This is a genomic window from Sphingopyxis sp. OAS728 (assembly GCF_014873485.1).
In the GTDB taxonomy this organism is placed as follows: Bacteria; Pseudomonadota; Alphaproteobacteria; order Sphingomonadales; family Sphingomonadaceae; genus Sphingopyxis.
Genome location: NZ_JADBDT010000001.1, coordinates 297,463 through 312,029 on the forward strand (window position 1 = coordinate 297,463; position 14,567 = coordinate 312,029).

The window sequence follows — 14,567 nt, forward strand, 5'->3', positions numbered from 1 at the left end:
CATAATATTATTTCAGGCGATTGCAATTGTCCCACAATGCGACGTGGAAGGTTAAGGCACTTTCATGACCGGATGATTCACGCTAGCCGGTAAGCATATGCTAACCAACGACCGAGGGTGTGGGGCTCAATTCGCGTGACTGCTGACTCGATGATTGCGACCATCTTGCGCCAGGCGCCTGCGGATCGCCGTGCGAGCATCATCGCGTGGCGCCAGCTCTCCGATATTCTGGCGCAGCGCGGCAATCAACTGTCCGATGACGATATTCGCCGCAGCTTGCACGCGCTCGCAGTGCTCCGGCCCCGCGTGCCCGAATCCGTGCGCCGCGATTGCGCGCGGGCGATTGCGCGTCATGGGCGCTTTGCCCCGCTCGTCGCGCTCTATGCCAATGATGTTCCAGCGGTTTCCGCGATCATGCTGCGCGATGCGCGGCTTGCCGAGGCCGACTGGCTCGCTCTCCTGCCCGCGACGAGCGCCATGGCGCGCTCGGTGCTCGCGGGCCGGTCCGACCTGCCGCACGGCGTCTATCGCGCGCTCGCCAGCCTGGGCAGCGCGTCCGTCGCGTTGCCGCAGCCCGAAACCGCCGCGCAGCAAGAGCCCGAAGTCGTAGCGCAGGCGGAGCCCGCGCCAGTAGCCGAAACGGCGCCCGAGCCCGCAGCCGAGAGCCACCCGAGCCAGATCAGCGAACTCGTCCGCCGGATCGACAAATATCAGTCGACTCGCGCCCAGCCGAGCCCATCGCGCGCGCCGCGCGCGGCGTTCCTGTTCGAAACTGGTCCCGACGGCGTGATCCACTGGGTCGAAGGTGTCACCCGCGGCGCGGTGATCGGCCTGTCGATTGCCGAAGCGGCCTTTGGCGGCGAACCGGGCACCGATGGCGTCGCCGCCGGCGCCTTCCGCCAGCGCGCCGAAATCATCAATGCGCGCATGCTGCTGGAAGGCACTGCGGCGGACGCCGGCGAATGGCGTTTCTCTGCGCTGCCCTGGTTCGACCCCGCGACGGGGCAGTTCCGCGGTTATCGCGCCAGTGCACGCCGCCCGCACCGCAATGAAATGCCTTATGGCCGGCCTGCACCCGAGGATTCGGGCGATTCGATCCGCCAGCTGATCCACGAGCTGCGCAGCCCGCTGAATGCCATTTCGGGCTTCGCGCAGATCATTTCGGGGCAGATGTTCGGCCCGGTGAGTTCGGGTTATCGATCGATGGCCGAAACGATCGTCGGCGATGCCGCGTCGGTCCAGTCGATCATCGACGATCTGGAGACCGCGGCGCGCAGCGGTACCGCGCGTGTCGATGCGCCGTCGGAAGAGGTCGTCGATATCGGTGCGATTGTCACGCAGGTCGAAAGCGAGCTGGCGGCACTCCTCGCCGACCAGCGCGTCGATCTCAGCATTTCTCGCGTCGGGGGGCCGTTTTTTGGGCATTCCAGCGATGCCGATGTGCGCCGTATGATCGGCCGCCTGCTCACCGCGCTGGTCGATGTATCCGAACCGGGCGCGATATTGGTCGGGCAATTGGTCACCGAATCGCGGCACGACGACATGCTCCAACTGCGCATCGTCCGCCCCGCGACGATCCGCTTTGCGACCTCGGCGGAACTGCTCGATCCGGGCTTCAGTCCCGAGGGCGAGGCGCCCGGCGCGGCAGTTCTCAGCCTCGGTTTCTCGCTCCGCCTCGTCGACAGCCTCGCCCGGGCAAGCGGCGGACGCCTCGATATCGGGCATAACGCCTTGACCTTGCACCTCCCCTCCGCCAACTCGAAGGCCGATGCCGGGCTGGAGGCCCAGCAAGGCGAGTAGGCCGATCGGCCAGTCTTCGGGGCAAAGGGGAGCATGGTGGAGCCTGCGGGCAATTTCTTTGCATATCCGGCCGCATCGGATCTGATCGCGCTGGAAGCGGATGAGCGGCCGCGCTTCTGGGTCACGATCGATACCGAAGAGGATTTCGACTGGGCCGCCCCTTTCGCGCGAACCGGTTACGGGCTTGCGTCGGTTCCCGCGCTCGCCGAGTGCCAAGCCTATTTCGAACGCGCCGCCGTGTCGCCAATCTATCTGGTCGACTGGCCGATTGTCGCCGACGACCGTGCGGTCGAGATTCTCGGCACAGCGCAGGACGGCGGTCGCTGCGAAATCGGGGCGCAGCTCCATCCGTGGGTGAACCCGCCGTATGATGAGGATGTGAACGAACGCAACAGCTATACCGGCAATCTGCCCGCCGATTTGCAACGCGCGAAGATGACCGCGCTCCGCGATGCGATCCGTGATCGCTTCGGCATATCGCCTACCGTCTATCGCGCCGGGCGATATGGCCTCGGTCCCCGCAGTGCGGCGATGCTCGCCGAACTCGGCTTCCGCTGCGACACGTCGGTGCGCAGCGGGTTCGACTATCGTGCGGGGCACGGCCCCGACTATCGCGCTGCGCCGCTGCATCCCTGGTGGGTGCGTACGGGGCAGGGTGCGATGCTCGAAGTTCCGGTTACCACGGTTTTCGGCGGCTTGCTGGGCAAGGCCGGCGCTGGCGTCTATCACCGTGTTGCGCGCAACGGCACGCACGCAGGCGCGGCGCTTGCCCGTCTCGGGCTTGTCGAACGGATCGCGCTGACGCCCGAGGGGATTCCCGCCGAACGCGCGTGCCGCGCGATCGATATCGCCGTCGATGCGCGCTTGCCGGTGCTCAACTTCTCCTTCCACTCACCGTCGCTGCAACCTGGCAATACGCCCTATGTTCGCAGCAGCGCCGATCTTGAGCTTTTCTATCGCTGGTGGGACGTCGTGCTCGATCACCTCGCGCGCCGCGGCGTCGAAGCGACGACGGCTGCCGAAATATTGGCGATGGCCGAACGGAAGGCCTCCACAACCCGAAGCTCCTGATCGTTGGCGCTTGCCAATGCAGCGCGGCGTCCGCTATCGCCCGCACACCCCCACCGGGTTTGAAAAGGGGGCCTGTAGCTCAACGGTTAGAGCTGGCCGCTCATAACGGCTAGGTTGCGGGTTCGAGTCCTGCCGGGCCCACCATTTCCTCCACCATTTCCCTTGCAAAACGAAACCGATACCTCTCCATTGCGCCGGCAGAAGGAGAGGGACATGGGGAAGCGGCGGACGATTTTTCTGGGCGGTCTTGCGGTGATCGCGATTGTGGCGGGAACGGTGGCGGTACGCACCGCGACCTTTGCGCCAAAGGATATCGCCGACGGCAGCGACATCCGCCTCGCCGCGGTGCCCAGCTACGACCTCGACGCCGCCGTCGGCCACCTCAGCGCCGCGGCGCAGATCAAGACGATCTCGCACCAGGATCCGGCGGAGAATGACATTGCCGAATGGGACCGGCTGCACATGTGGCTCGCGGCGACCTATCCCGCGACGCATCGCGCGATGACGCGGACGATCCTGCCGAACCGCACGCTGATCTATCATTGGCCGGGCAGCGATGCGTCGCTCGCGCCGATCATCGTCATGGCACATCAGGATGTCGTGCCGGTCACCGAAGGCACCGAAAAGGACTGGAAATATCCGCCCTTCGCCGGGACCATCGCCGAAAAGTCGGTGTGGGGCCGCGGGACCGTCGACGACAAGGGATCGCTCATCGGCCTGTTCGAGGCGATCGAGGCGCTGGCGGCGAGCGGGTTCCGGCCCAAGCGTGGCATCTACCTCGTGTCGGGCCACGACGAAGAGGGGGGCGGTTCGGGTGCCGTCGCGGCCGCCGCCAAATTGAAGGCCGCGGGTGTCCGCGCGCTCTACACGCTCGATGAGGGCAGCGTCGTGCTGCGCGACACGCCGGTGATCGACGGCCCTGCCATCCTGATCGGCATCGCCGAGAAAGGCTATGCGACGCTCAAGGTCACCGCCAATGCGCCCGGCGGGCATAGTTCGATGCCGCCCGCCGAAACCGGCGTCACGACGCTGGCGCGCGCGGTGCTGGCAATCGCCGAAAATCCGTTCCCGATCGAGATGCGAGGCCCCGGTGCGGCGATGATCGAGGCGCTGGCCGCGCACAAGGGCGGCACAACCGAACTCGCGGTCGCGAACCAGTGGCTGCTCGGCCCGGTGCTCAGAAAACAGCTTGCGGCCTCGCCCTCGTCGGCCGCCGCTTTCCACACCACCATCGCGCCGACGATGTTGCAGGGCAGTCCCAAGGAGAATGTGCTCCCACAATCGGCGACCGCGCTCATCAACTATCGCATCGCGCCGTGGAACAGCTCGGCCGATGTGATGGCGCGCGCCAAGGCGGCGGTCGGTGACGCCCCGGTCGAACTCAGTTGGGTCAAGACGCCGAACGAGCCGTCGCGCGTTTCGTCGAGCAGTTCGCAGGGGTGGAAATATGTCGTCGCCGCGGCGCGCGCCGATGCGCCCGATGCCGTCGTCGCGCCCTATCTGGTCGTCGCGGCGACAGACAGCCGTAGCATGGAGCCGATTTCGGAGGATGTGTATCGTTTCATGCCGATGCACTTCACGCTCAAGGAAACCGCGATGATTCACGGCACCAACGAGCATATGACGATCGACAGCTTCAAGCGCATGATCGACTTCTATGCGCGGCTGATTGCAACGTCGGCGGGATAATGTGGGAAGTCAGTGGTCGGGGAGACAGGATTCGAACCTGCGACATCCTGCTCCCAAAGCAGGCGCGCTACCGGGCTGCGCTACTCCCCGACTACTGACCCGCGCCTTAGACAGCGTCCGCGTGCAAGTCTATACGCTGCTCGTCGCAGGACCCTTAAGTTCGACCAGATTTCCTTCGGGATCGCGAAAATAGACCGAAGGACCTTCGCCCTCGGCACCGTAGCGTGTCCCCGCTTGCTCGATAGTAACGTCGTGATTGGCAAGGTGCGCGCGGATTGCGGTCTCGTCGAACGGAGCAATGGCGAGCGCGAAATGGTCGACATTGCGCCCTTCGATTCCCGCCGCCGCGCCGCCGGTAGCCCCAAGCTTGCCGTCGATTGTCACAAGGTCGATGAGCGATTGCCCGGCGCGAAGCTGGAAAAGGCCAATTTCCGCCTGTTCGCGCTCGTCGCTGCAGCCGAGGACTTCGCGGTAAAAGGCCCGCATCCGGTCGATGTCGGATACGCGCAGGACGATGTGATCGAGGCCCTTTAGGCCGAAGGGTGGGGTCGGCATCGAAATATTCCTTTCCGGCGACGTGCCTGTGTCTGACGACGCCTGACCGGCCCATCCGGTTTCATTCTGTTGCGGGCAAAGAAAAAGGCGGCCTTCCCAAGGGAAGACCGCCCAAATCTCGTTTCAGTCAACGCCCCGAAGGGCTGCGACTTACTTCTTTTCTTCAGCCGGAGCAGCAGCGGCCGGAGCAGCAGCGGCGTCAGCCGGAGCAGCGGTGGCAGCAGCAGCGTCAGCAGCCGGAGCAGCAGCTTCTGCACCAGCAGCAGCAGCGTCGGCACCAGCGGCAGCGGCTTCAGCGCCAGCAGCAGCGGCGTCGGCGCCTTCTTCAGCAACCGCTTCAGCGGCCGGAGCTTCGGTGGTGGCTTCTTCAGCAGCCTTTTCACCGCAAGCGGCGAGGGCGAACATGCTGGCAGCAACGGCGATAGCAGCAAACTTCTTCATGATGTGTGGGCTCCCTAAAATGCCTTACCGCGTCGGGAAAAGTTTCCCGGACCGCGAGCCGCGGGATTTAGCCGTTCCGCATGAATCGTCAACAAAAATAATTGAGATGGTCGGCGCGCGCGGGATTCTGTCATTTCTCCGTCACACTAGGGAAGCTCGGCGTTCGTGCTGTTCGCCAGAATCGCCAGAGTCGCGGCCCAAACCGTCACATTCTGCCGCAATTGCGCGGGGTCGATCTTGTCGAGCGTGTCGTCGGGCGTGTGGTGCAGGTCGAAATAACGCGTGCCATCTTGGGCCAGATCGACCGCCGGAACGCCGGCCTGAACGAGCGCGCCGATGTCGGCGCCACCATTGGCGGGCTGCTTGCCGCGTACGACCCCGAACGGCGCGACGGCAGCGGCAATCCGGTCCGAAAGCGCTTTGGCGCTGTCAGGCAGTTTGAAGTCGACACGCCACACGCGGTCGGCACCGAAATCGGATTCGAGCGCGACGGCATGCTTCTCTTTGCCATGCGCGTCGAAATAGGCCTTGCCCCCAAACACCCCGACCTCTTCGGCGCCCGCCCACAGGATGCGGATCGTCCGGCGCGGCTGGCCGGCAGTCATCACATGCTTGGCAGCGGCCGTAATGATCCCGCAGCCGGCGGCATCGTCGATCGCCCCGGTGCCGAGATCCCAGCTGTCGAGATGGCACGCGACGATCACCGGGCTGGCGGCGGGGTCGCTGCCGGGCACCTCCGCGATGACATTGCCCGAACGCTGCTGCCCGAGGTTCTGCGGCGTCAGGAGCAGCTTCATCCGCATCGGCGCAGCCGCCTGACCTGCTTCCACACGTTTCCATTGCCGTACGACCTGGTCGGCGTCGGGATTGGAGAGCGCGCCGGCGGGGATCGGCTTGACGCCGGCCTCGAAATTGGTCCCGCCGGTGTGCGGATTGCGGTGGCTGTCGGTTCCGATCGAGCGGATCACGACGGCAACCGCGCCTTTCTTGGCCGCGACATTCGCGCCGGTGAAGCGCGCGCGACCATATTGGCCATAACCGCTGCCGTCCTGCGCGGCCTTCATCTGATGATCGATACAGACGATCTTCCCTTTCACCAGATTGTCGGGCGCGGCGACGAGCGCGTCATAGCTAGCGAAATAGACGACATCGCCCTCCAGCCCTTTGGGGCCTGTCGAGGCGCTGGTACCGAGCGCGGTGATGTGAAGCTTCTGCGGCTGGAACGGGCCGGTCAGCGACGCCTCTTCGGCGCCGCGCACCCATGTCTGCATCATGAAGGGTTCTTCGCGCACATTCTGGAACCCCATTTCGGTGAGCCGCTTGACGCCCCAGCGCCGGGCTGCCGCCTCGGCCTCGGTCGCCGCCTGCCGCGGGCCGATTTCGGTCGTCAGCCCTTCGGTGATCGCCCAGGCCGGGTCGTCGCCCTGTTGCGCCAGTTCGGCGGCGCTCGGCACCGTCTGGCCCGATACGGCAGTCGAGAGGAAAAGGGCGGCGATCGCAGTTAAGCGAGTAGGGGTGCTGGGGATTTTCATGCCGCTTTCCTAACGACGCACCCCGCGCGCGCAAGCGCCGATTGCCAAGCTCGCGCCCATTCGCTAACCGGCGCGCAACTCAAATCTCTCCCGGCCGCGCCCGCGGCCCAGCCTCTACCGGAGCATATCCATGGCCGCCCAATATAGTTTCGTGATGAAGGGTCTGACCAAGACCTATCCTGGCGCGCAAAAGCCGACGCTGAACAACCTCAGCCTGCAATTCTATCCCGACGCCAAGATCGGCATCGTCGGCCCGAACGGCACGGGTAAGTCGACGCTGATGAAGATCATGGCGGGCATGGACACCGAATTCAGCGGCGAGGCTTGGCCGGGCGAAAATATCACCGTCGGCTATCTGGCGCAGGAGCCCGAGCTCGACCCCAAGAAGACGGTCAAAGAGAATGTCATGGACGGCGTCCGGGGCGTTGCCGACATGATGGACCGCTTCAACGAGATCAGCACGCTGATGGCCGATCCGCCGGAAGACGCCGATTTCGAGGCACTTATGGAGGAAATGGGTACGCTCCAGGAAAAGATCGACGCCGTCGACGGCTGGACGCTCGACAATCAGCTCGAAATCGCGATGGAAGCGCTCCGCTGCCCGCCGGGCGACTGGAGCGTCGAAAATCTCTCGGGTGGCGAGCGCCGCCGCATCGCGCTGACGCGCCTGTTGCTCGAAAAGCCGTCGATCCTGCTGCTCGACGAACCGACCAACCACCTCGACGCCGAAAGCGTCGCCTGGCTCGAAAAGCATCTCGTCGACTATCCGGGCAACGTCATCCTCGTCACCCACGATCGCTACTTCCTCGACAATGTCGTGAACTGGATCCTCGAACTCGATCGCGGCCGCTATTTCGTCTACGAAGGCAATTATTCGACCTATCTCGAAAAGAAGGGCAAGCGCCTCGAGCAGGAAGCGCGCGAGGACGCGGGTCGCCAGAAGGCGATCAAGGACGAACTCGAGTGGATCCGCCAGTCGCCGAAAGCGCGTCAGGCCAAATCGAAGGCGCGTATCAAGAGCTTCGACCAGCTTATCGAAGCGCAGGAAAAGCGCATCCCCGGCAAGGCACAGATCGTCATCCAGGTCCCCGAGCGCCTTGGCGGAAAGGTGATCGAGGTCGAGGGCATCTCGAAGGCCTATGGCGACAAGCTGCTCTTCGAAGACCTGTCCTTCACGCTTCCGCCCGGCGGCATCGTCGGGGTCATCGGCCCGAACGGTGCGGGTAAATCGACCTTGTTCAAGCTGATCACCGGACAGGAAACCCCCGACAGCGGCAGCGTCACGATCGGCGACACCGTGCGCCTCGGCTATGTCGACCAGAGCCGCGACGCGCTCGACCCGAACAAGAATGTCTGGGAGGAAATTTCGGGCGGCGCCGAAATGATGAGCATCGGCAAGCATGAGATGCAGACGCGCGCTTATGTCGGCGCCTTCAACTTCAAGGGCGTCGACCAGCAGAAAAAGGTTGGCCAGCTTTCGGGCGGTGAACGCAACCGCGTCCATATGGCCAAGATGCTGAAACAGGGCGGCAACGTGCTGCTGCTCGACGAACCGACCAACGACCTCGACACCGAAACGCTTGCGGCGCTTGAAGAAGCACTCGAAAATTTCGCGGGCTGCGCCGTGGTCATCAGCCACGACCGCTTCTTCCTCGATCGCCTTGCGACGCATATCCTTGCGTTCGAGGGCGACAGCCATGTCGAATGGTTCGAAGGCAATTTCGAATCCTATGAAGAGGACAAGATCCGCCGCCTCGGTGACGATGCGACGCGTCCGCACGCGACGTCGTACAAGAAGCTGACGCGCTGATCCCGATGACGGGGGAGGGGGCTCCGATTTCGTCGAGCGCGATCCGTTTGGATGCGAACGCGCTCAACGCCTTCATGGCGGAGGCTTTCCCCCATTCGGTCCCCGGCTCGCGAGGGCATGTCGTCTCGGCAGTGCCAGGCCACATCCAGGCTCGCCTCGATCCCAACGAGAAGGCGCTTCGCCCCGGCGGACTGATTTCGGGGCCGACGCAGATGGGCTTTGCCGACATGGCGGCCTATGCGCTCGTCCTGGCGCACATCGGTCCCGTCGCGATGGCGGTCACCAGCGCGCTGAACTACCAGTTCTTGCGCCCGTGCCGGCCGGGACCGCTGTTCGCCGACGCGCATATGCTGCGCCTCGGCAAACGGCTGGCGGTGATGGATATCCGCATCTGGACCGACGATGCCGACAAGCCTGTCGGTCAGGCGAATGTGACCTACGCGATTCCTTAATATTCCAGCGACGGATACCAGTCGGTGCCGCGGCCCGACGGTGTGAGGTCGAGAATCGACCACAGGCTGGCAATATCGGGCGCATCGCGCGGGTCCTGCCCGGGATCGGCCATTTCGGCGGTCATCTCGCTCTTCCAGAACAGGCGGATGCCGCTGCCGTTGCGTTTGAAGACCGCCAGCGCTGGATTCTCGCTGCCATCGGCATTGAGCAGGCGAAAGTCCTGCGCATAATCGTCGCCGACCGTCTGGACGAAATCGAGCGCCTGCCAGCCGCGTTCCTGCGCAAAAGCCTTTTGCCGCTCGACCGGGCTGCGCCCCAGGATTTTCAGCGCGACGCGTTGTTTGATGTCGTTGCCATTACCATTCACCGCGCCCAGCCAATTGGTGCACATCGGGCAGGGGCGCTCGCGTTCGGGACCATACATCCAGAAATAGGTGATGAGCGTATCATGATCACCGAACAAGTCGGCCAACCCTAGTTCGGCGCCGTTCGCATCCTTGAACCGGTAATCCTTCATCAGGGGCCCCGGCGGCAGCTGGCGCCGCTGTTCCGCGACACGCGTCATCCGGCGTCGCAGGTCGATTTCTTCGGCGAGCAAGGATTTACGGGCTTTGGTGTAAGATTCATCTTCGCCGGGGAATGCACGTCTACGGGAAGCAAGCGCCGGCGCAGCCGACAGGGTTTGGCGAAGGGCCATCCAATTCTCCTTTTTGGGAGAACGTGCGATTTTGGCGATTGTTGCAGCAGCGCGTCACAATTGCCCGCAGCCAGGGCTCGCTTCGTCGCCGATCAGGCGGGCGCGATTTCCCACAGGATCAGCTTGGTCGCCTGGACATTCTCGCGCCCCTTCGCACCGTCCAGCCGCGTCAGCTTTGCATCGCCTTTCAGCGCGCTCATTTCGAACATCGCATCGATTACGACGACTTCGCCCGCTCCGACCTCGACCTCCATCGTGCCGGCGTTCGCCATCAGCCCCTTCGCCATCGCGGCGTGCAGATGGTGCTTGCCGGGCGCGACATCGGCCATCAGCATCTGGCCCGATTTGATCTGGCCCTTTGCCGTCTCGTCGAGCGTGACGTTCATTCCCTGAAGCGCGGCGACGAAGCCGCGGCGCGTCACATAGATGCGCGCCTTGCCCTCGGGAGCGCGCATCGCGCGGGCATCGGCCAAGGTGGCAGTGTCCGCCTTCTTGCCCGATTTGTTGCTCGACAATGACCAGACGATCAGCCCGATGATCGCGACGAGGGTGACGACCGAAAAGGTCAGAATCGCGCCGGTTGAGAGCGATTGAGCAAGCGCGGGCCCCAGAAACGCGCCGACAATCGCGGCGACAAAGATCATGGTCACCCAGAATGTATTTTTGCTCATGTCGCCCCTCCTGTTCAGGCGGGGGAGAAGTCCCCCGTTGCCTCGTCCATCAGATGCAGTACGCCATCGCCGATCGCAAAAAAGGCGCCGCGCAGCTTCAGCGTGCCCCGTCGCTCCTTCTCCTGAATGCAGGGAAAAGTTCTGAGATTGTCAATGCTTACTCGTACGGCCGCCATCTCCATGGCTCTCCCGGCTTCGCGGGTATCGAGATCCGCATGAGTTTTTCTTATATTTTCGCTCGCCTCGTCGAGCATCGCGATCCAGTCGGCGATAAAGCCGCCGCGGCCCGGCTCGGCCCCCTCCATCGACTTATGAAGCGCGGCATGGCAACCCCCGCAAAGGCCGTGGCCCATTACGACGATTTCCTCGACCTTCAGGAACTGGACGGCGAACTCGAGCGCGGCCGAAACGCCGTGACGCCCCGGCGTCGTCTCGAACGGCGGCACCAGTGCCGCGACGTTACGCACGACAAAGATTTCGCCCGGATTGGTGTCGAAAATCTGCGACGGCTCGGATCGGCTGTCCGAACAGGCGATCACCATCACCTTCGGCGATTGCCCCACGGCAAGCTGTTCCCAGCGCTCGCGCTGTTGTGCCCAACCGCCGTTACGGAAACGCCGGTATCCCTCGATCATGTCAGCAAAGTGAGTCATGGACGCGCCTTAGCATAGGTAGAGAGGTTGAGAAGAGGCGCGTGCACGACTATGTGGGCGGCATGAACGCTCCCGCATCGCCCGTACAGCCCGCGTCGACTCCCAGCCAGCGCGCGCGCAAGCCCGACTGGATCCGCGTGAAGGCGCCGACCAGCCCCGGTTACGCCGAAACGCGCAAGCTGATGCGCGAGCTCAACCTGCATACGGTGTGCGAAGAGGCCGCCTGTCCGAACATCGGCGAATGCTGGACGAAAAAGCACGCCACGGTGATGATCCTCGGCGACACCTGCACGCGCGCCTGCGCCTTCTGCAACGTCAAGACCGGGATGCCGCGCCCGGTCGACCTGCTCGAACCCGAACATACCGCGATCGCTGCGGCGAAGATGGGGCTCAGCCACATCGTCATCACCTCGGTCGACCGCGACGATCTGCCCGACGGCGGCGCCAGCCAGTTCGTGAAGGTCATCAACGCGCTGCGTCGCGAGACGCCGCAGACGACGATCGAGATCCTGACTCCTGACTTTCGCAACAAGCCCGAAAGCGCGGTTGCGGCGATCGTCGATGCGCGACCCGACGTCTATAACCACAATCTCGAGACCGTCCCGCGGCTCTATCCGACGATCCGCCCGGGCGCGCGCTATTATGCGTCGCTGCGTCTGCTCGAAAGCGTCAAGCGCCGCGACCCTTCGATCTTCACCAAGTCCGGCATCATGCTGGGACTCGGCGAGGAGCGGATGGAGGTTCATCAGGTGATGGACGACATGCGCAGCGCCGACATCGATTTCATGACGATGGGCCAGTATCTCCAGCCGACGCCGAAGCATGCCAAGGTCGCCGAGTTCGTGACGCCGCAGGCTTTCGACGCCTATGCGCAGATCGCGCGCGCCAAAGGCTTCCTGCAGGTCGCCTCGTCGCCGCTGACGCGCTCGAGCTATCATGCCGGCGACGATTTCGAACGGATGCGCGCTGCCCGCGAAGCGCAGTTGGCGCGCGTCAAGGCGGACTGACGGACCTTTGCCTCGGCATCACGAAACCCGCGTCCTGCCGTATAGCGACGAGCAGATGTTTGCGCTCGTCACCGATATCGAGCGCTACCCCGAATTCCTGCCGTGGGTTGTCGCGCTCCGCATCCGCAGCGACAGCGAGCATGAGGCGGTCGCCGACATGATCGTCGGTTTCAAAGGGCTGCGCGAAAGCTTTTCGTGCCGCGTGCATAAGGAGCGGCCGCGCGAGGTATGCGTGAGCTACATCGACGGGCCGATGAAGCATCTGAACAATGAATGGCATTTCCAGCCGGCCGAGGGCGGGGGATGCCGCGTCGATTTCCTCGTCGATTTCTCGTTCCGCAGCCGCATGTTCGAAGCATTGGCAGGCCAGATGTTCGACAAGGCGCTGCGCAAGATGATCGCCGCGTTCGAAACGCGTGCCGACGATCTTTACGGCGCGGGGAGCGCGATATCCTCCGACGGCCGGAGTTCGTCCCTTTCGGGCTGAAGCAGGTCGAGCGCGAACAAAGTCGCATGGTGGCGGATCGCGGCGCGATCGGTCGATTCGAACTGGACGCGCTGGGTGAAATAATCGTCGGGATTCTGGCCGCGCAGCGCACGCGCAAAGACGACCTGGCCGACCGGCTTCTTCTCTGAGCCGCCGCCCGGACCGGCGATCCCGGTGATCGCGACCGCGACATCGGCGTCGCTGTTGGCGAGCGCGCCTGCCGCCATCGCCCAAGCAGTCGCGAGCGAGACTTCGCCGAAGGTTTCGAGGATTTCGCTGCTGACGTCGAGCTGGCTCTGCTTGGCGTGGCCCGAATAGGTGACGAAGCCGGCGCTGAACACATCCGAGCTCCCGGCAATATCGGTCAGCGCGACGGACACCATGCCGCCGGTGCAGCTTTCGGCGACGGAGACCTTCCGCCCCACGGCGCGATTCTTGGCAAGAACGGTTGTTGCAAGGTCGTCGCGCGCGGCAAGGCGCGTTTCAGCATCGGACAGCAAGGTTCAATTCTCCGGAAGTTTCAAGGTCGCGACGGCCTGCGCAGCGATCCCCTCGCGGCGGCCGGTAAAGCCCAGCCGCTCTGTCGTTGTCGCCTTCACACTAACCCGTTCAAGCGGAATCGCAAGGATTTCGGCAATGCGTGCGCGGATCGCGGCACGGTGCGGGCCGATCTTCGGCGCCTCGGCGACGATCGTCAGGTCGGCATGATCGATCCGCCCGCCGCGCGCGGCGACGCGTTCGCCGGCAAAGGACAGGAAACGGTGCGACGCGGCTCCGCGCCACTGCGCATCGCTCGGCGGAAAATGATCACCGATATCGCCGTCGCCGAGCGCGCCGAGGATCGCGTCAGTGAGTGCATGAAGTGCGACGTCGGCGTCGCTATGCCCTTCAAGTCCATGACTATGTGCGATTTCTATCCCGCCAATCCATAACGGCTTGTCGGTGACCAAACGGTGGACATCATATCCCATGCCGACGGCGGTTCGCATTGTGCCAATCCCCAAAAGCGCCGCGAGGATCGCCATATCCTCCGCATATGTCAGTTTATAGAGCCGCGCGTCGCCGACGACTGCGGCGACCGGTACGCCAAGGCGGCGAACAAGCTGTGCATCGTCGGTCGCGGCCGCCTCGACCGCTTCGGCATGTGCCCGGCGCAAAATGCCCAAGCGAAAGGCCTGCGGCGTCTGGACGCGCGCCAAGACGCTCCGGTCGACCACGTCGCCGGCCTCGTCCTGCGCTTGTTCGACCAGCGTATCGGGGACAGGCAAGGTCGGGATCGCCGCCTCGGCGGTTCGCAGGGCGGCGAGCAGGCGGTCGATGACTTCGGTAGCTACGCCCGGCCGCGCGGCGTCATGAACCAGCACCAGCGCCTCGTCTTCCCAATCGGTCAGCGCCGCGAGTGCGTTGCCGACCGATTGTTGGCGTTCGGCGCCGGGATCGGCGGAAACCCAACCGTCCGGTAGGTCGCCGGCGGCCGCCACGACGTCACCATTCGCAACTATCACGCCGCCTGAAACCGCAGGATGCGTGGCAAGAGCATCGAGGCTCCACTGCAGCACGGGCTTGCCGCCCAGCATCGCAAGCTGCTTCGGCAAGCCAAGGTCCGCACGCGTTCCTTGGCCGCCCGCGAGCAGCACGGCCGCAACGCGCGGCGACGGGGAAGGGGTGGACTCGCTCATCTCGCGCGCCGGTTAGCGCAGC

Annotated in this window: 15 protein-coding genes and 2 tRNA genes; 8 read left to right on the forward strand and 9 right to left on the reverse strand. The window is 64.3% G+C overall.

Going from position 1 to position 14,567, the window contains the following annotated elements; genetic code table 11:
• Positions 1-150 precede the first annotated feature (150 nt).
• From GGC65_RS01505 to GGC65_RS01520, 4 genes are all read left to right on the forward strand, one after another.
• Positions 151-1,800 carry a sensor histidine kinase gene (locus GGC65_RS01505; RefSeq protein ID WP_192645539.1) on the forward strand — a complete coding sequence of 550 codons (1,650 nt, stop codon included), beginning with the start codon at positions 151-153 and terminating at the stop codon, positions 1,798-1,800.
• Positions 1,801-1,833: 33 nt separating this feature from the next.
• Positions 1,834-2,871, forward strand: coding sequence for a polysaccharide deacetylase family protein (locus GGC65_RS01510; protein ID WP_225940628.1), 1,038 nt, complete (start codon positions 1,834-1,836; stop codon positions 2,869-2,871).
• Between the two features lie 68 nt (positions 2,872-2,939).
• Positions 2,940-3,015 (forward strand) — tRNA-Ile (locus GGC65_RS01515).
• A gap of 69 nt (positions 3,016-3,084) precedes the next feature.
• Complete coding sequence (locus GGC65_RS01520) at positions 3,085-4,560, forward strand: M20 family peptidase (protein ID WP_192645540.1); 1,476 nt, start codon at positions 3,085-3,087, stop codon at positions 4,558-4,560.
• A 13-nt stretch (positions 4,561-4,573) separates the two neighbouring features.
• Here GGC65_RS01520 and GGC65_RS01525 read toward each other — a convergent pair.
• From GGC65_RS01525 to GGC65_RS01540, 4 genes are all read right to left on the reverse strand, one after another.
• Positions 4,574-4,650: transfer RNA gene (locus GGC65_RS01525), tRNA-Pro, on the reverse strand.
• Between the two features lie 39 nt (positions 4,651-4,689).
• On the reverse strand, positions 4,690-5,115 hold the full coding sequence (locus GGC65_RS01530) for a VOC family protein (RefSeq protein WP_192645541.1): 426 nt from the start codon (positions 5,113-5,115) through the stop codon (positions 4,690-4,692).
• Positions 5,091-5,498, reverse strand: coding sequence for a hypothetical protein (locus GGC65_RS01535; protein ID WP_192645542.1), 408 nt, complete (start codon positions 5,496-5,498; stop codon positions 5,091-5,093). Before GGC65_RS01535 ends, GGC65_RS01530 begins: the two co-directional genes overlap by 25 nt.
• 204 nt (positions 5,499-5,702) lie before the next feature.
• A complete protein-coding gene (locus tag GGC65_RS01540; protein ID WP_192645543.1) occupies positions 5,703-7,088 on the reverse strand; it encodes a M20/M25/M40 family metallo-hydrolase in 1,386 nt (461 codons plus the stop codon).
• Positions 7,089-7,218: 130 nt separating this feature from the next.
• On the opposite strand from GGC65_RS01540, the gene ettA reads away from it, so the two are divergent.
• Positions 7,219-8,898 carry an energy-dependent translational throttle protein EttA gene (gene ettA, locus GGC65_RS01545; protein ID WP_192645544.1) on the forward strand — a complete coding sequence of 560 codons (1,680 nt, stop codon included), beginning with the start codon at positions 7,219-7,221 and terminating at the stop codon, positions 8,896-8,898.
• Between the two features lie 5 nt (positions 8,899-8,903).
• The gene (locus GGC65_RS01550; RefSeq protein WP_192645545.1) at positions 8,904-9,350 is read left to right on the forward strand and encodes a PaaI family thioesterase; all 447 of its coding nucleotides are present in this window, start codon (positions 8,904-8,906) and stop codon (positions 9,348-9,350) included.
• Here GGC65_RS01550 and GGC65_RS01555 read toward each other — a convergent pair.
• From GGC65_RS01555 to GGC65_RS01565, 3 genes are all read right to left on the reverse strand, one after another.
• Positions 9,347-10,048, reverse strand: coding sequence for a DUF899 family protein (locus GGC65_RS01555; RefSeq protein ID WP_192645546.1), 702 nt, complete (start codon positions 10,046-10,048; stop codon positions 9,347-9,349). The genes GGC65_RS01550 and GGC65_RS01555 overlap by 4 nt on opposite strands.
• Positions 10,049-10,140: 92 nt before the next feature.
• Positions 10,141-10,719: a hypothetical protein gene (locus GGC65_RS01560; RefSeq protein ID WP_192645547.1), complete on the reverse strand. Its 579-nt coding sequence runs from the start codon at positions 10,717-10,719 to the stop codon at positions 10,141-10,143.
• A gap of 14 nt (positions 10,720-10,733) precedes the next feature.
• Complete coding sequence (locus GGC65_RS01565; RefSeq protein WP_192645548.1) at positions 10,734-11,372, reverse strand: carbonic anhydrase; 639 nt, start codon at positions 11,370-11,372, stop codon at positions 10,734-10,736.
• Positions 11,373-11,434: 62 nt separating this feature from the next.
• Here GGC65_RS01565 and lipA point away from each other — a divergent pair, with 62 nt between their 5' ends.
• Positions 11,435-12,379, forward strand: a complete 945-nt coding sequence (lipA, locus tag GGC65_RS01570; protein ID WP_192645549.1) for a lipoyl synthase — start codon at positions 11,435-11,437, stop codon at positions 12,377-12,379.
• A 7-nt stretch (positions 12,380-12,386) separates the two neighbouring features.
• Positions 12,387-12,866 carry a type II toxin-antitoxin system RatA family toxin gene (locus GGC65_RS01575; protein ID WP_192645550.1) on the forward strand — a complete coding sequence of 160 codons (480 nt, stop codon included), beginning with the start codon at positions 12,387-12,389 and terminating at the stop codon, positions 12,864-12,866.
• Here GGC65_RS01575 and GGC65_RS01580 read toward each other — a convergent pair.
• Both GGC65_RS01580 and GGC65_RS01585 read right to left on the reverse strand, forming a co-directional pair.
• Entirely contained in the window at positions 12,809-13,366 is a 558-nt protein-coding gene (locus tag GGC65_RS01580) for a CinA family protein (protein ID WP_192645551.1), read from the reverse strand. The two genes, GGC65_RS01575 and GGC65_RS01580, sit on opposite strands and share 58 nt — an antisense overlap.
• A 3-nt stretch (positions 13,367-13,369) precedes the next feature.
• Positions 13,370-14,545, reverse strand: a complete 1,176-nt coding sequence (locus GGC65_RS01585) for a bifunctional 2-C-methyl-D-erythritol 4-phosphate cytidylyltransferase/2-C-methyl-D-erythritol 2,4-cyclodiphosphate synthase (protein WP_192645552.1) — start codon at positions 14,543-14,545, stop codon at positions 13,370-13,372.
• Positions 14,546-14,567 lie beyond the last annotated feature (22 nt).

Bases quoted from the DNA above. Each gene is read 5' to 3' on its own strand.
- GGC65_RS01550 (WP_192645545.1), top strand. From the start codon at position 8,904: ATGACGGGGGAGGGGGCTCCGATTTCGTCGAGCGCGATCCGTTTGGAT.
- GGC65_RS01560 (WP_192645547.1), bottom strand. From the start codon at position 10,719: ATGAGCAAAAATACATTCTGGGTGACCATGATCTTTGTCGCCGCGATT.
- GGC65_RS01510 (WP_225940628.1), top strand. From the start codon at position 1,834: ATGGTGGAGCCTGCGGGCAATTTCTTTGCATATCCGGCCGCATCGGAT.
- GGC65_RS01530 (WP_192645541.1), bottom strand. From the start codon at position 5,115: ATGCCGACCCCACCCTTCGGCCTAAAGGGCCTCGATCACATCGTCCTG.
- GGC65_RS01505 (WP_192645539.1), top strand. From the start codon at position 151: ATGATTGCGACCATCTTGCGCCAGGCGCCTGCGGATCGCCGTGCGAGC.
- GGC65_RS01565 (WP_192645548.1), bottom strand. From the start codon at position 11,372: ATGACTCACTTTGCTGACATGATCGAGGGATACCGGCGTTTCCGTAAC.
- lipA (WP_192645549.1), top strand. From the start codon at position 11,435: ATGAACGCTCCCGCATCGCCCGTACAGCCCGCGTCGACTCCCAGCCAG.
- GGC65_RS01555 (WP_192645546.1), bottom strand. From the start codon at position 10,048: ATGGCCCTTCGCCAAACCCTGTCGGCTGCGCCGGCGCTTGCTTCCCGT.
- GGC65_RS01520 (WP_192645540.1), top strand. From the start codon at position 3,085: ATGGGGAAGCGGCGGACGATTTTTCTGGGCGGTCTTGCGGTGATCGCG.
- GGC65_RS01540 (WP_192645543.1), bottom strand. From the start codon at position 7,088: ATGAAAATCCCCAGCACCCCTACTCGCTTAACTGCGATCGCCGCCCTT.
- GGC65_RS01585 (WP_192645552.1), bottom strand. From the start codon at position 14,545: ATGAGCGAGTCCACCCCTTCCCCGTCGCCGCGCGTTGCGGCCGTGCTG.
- ettA (WP_192645544.1), top strand. From the start codon at position 7,219: ATGGCCGCCCAATATAGTTTCGTGATGAAGGGTCTGACCAAGACCTAT.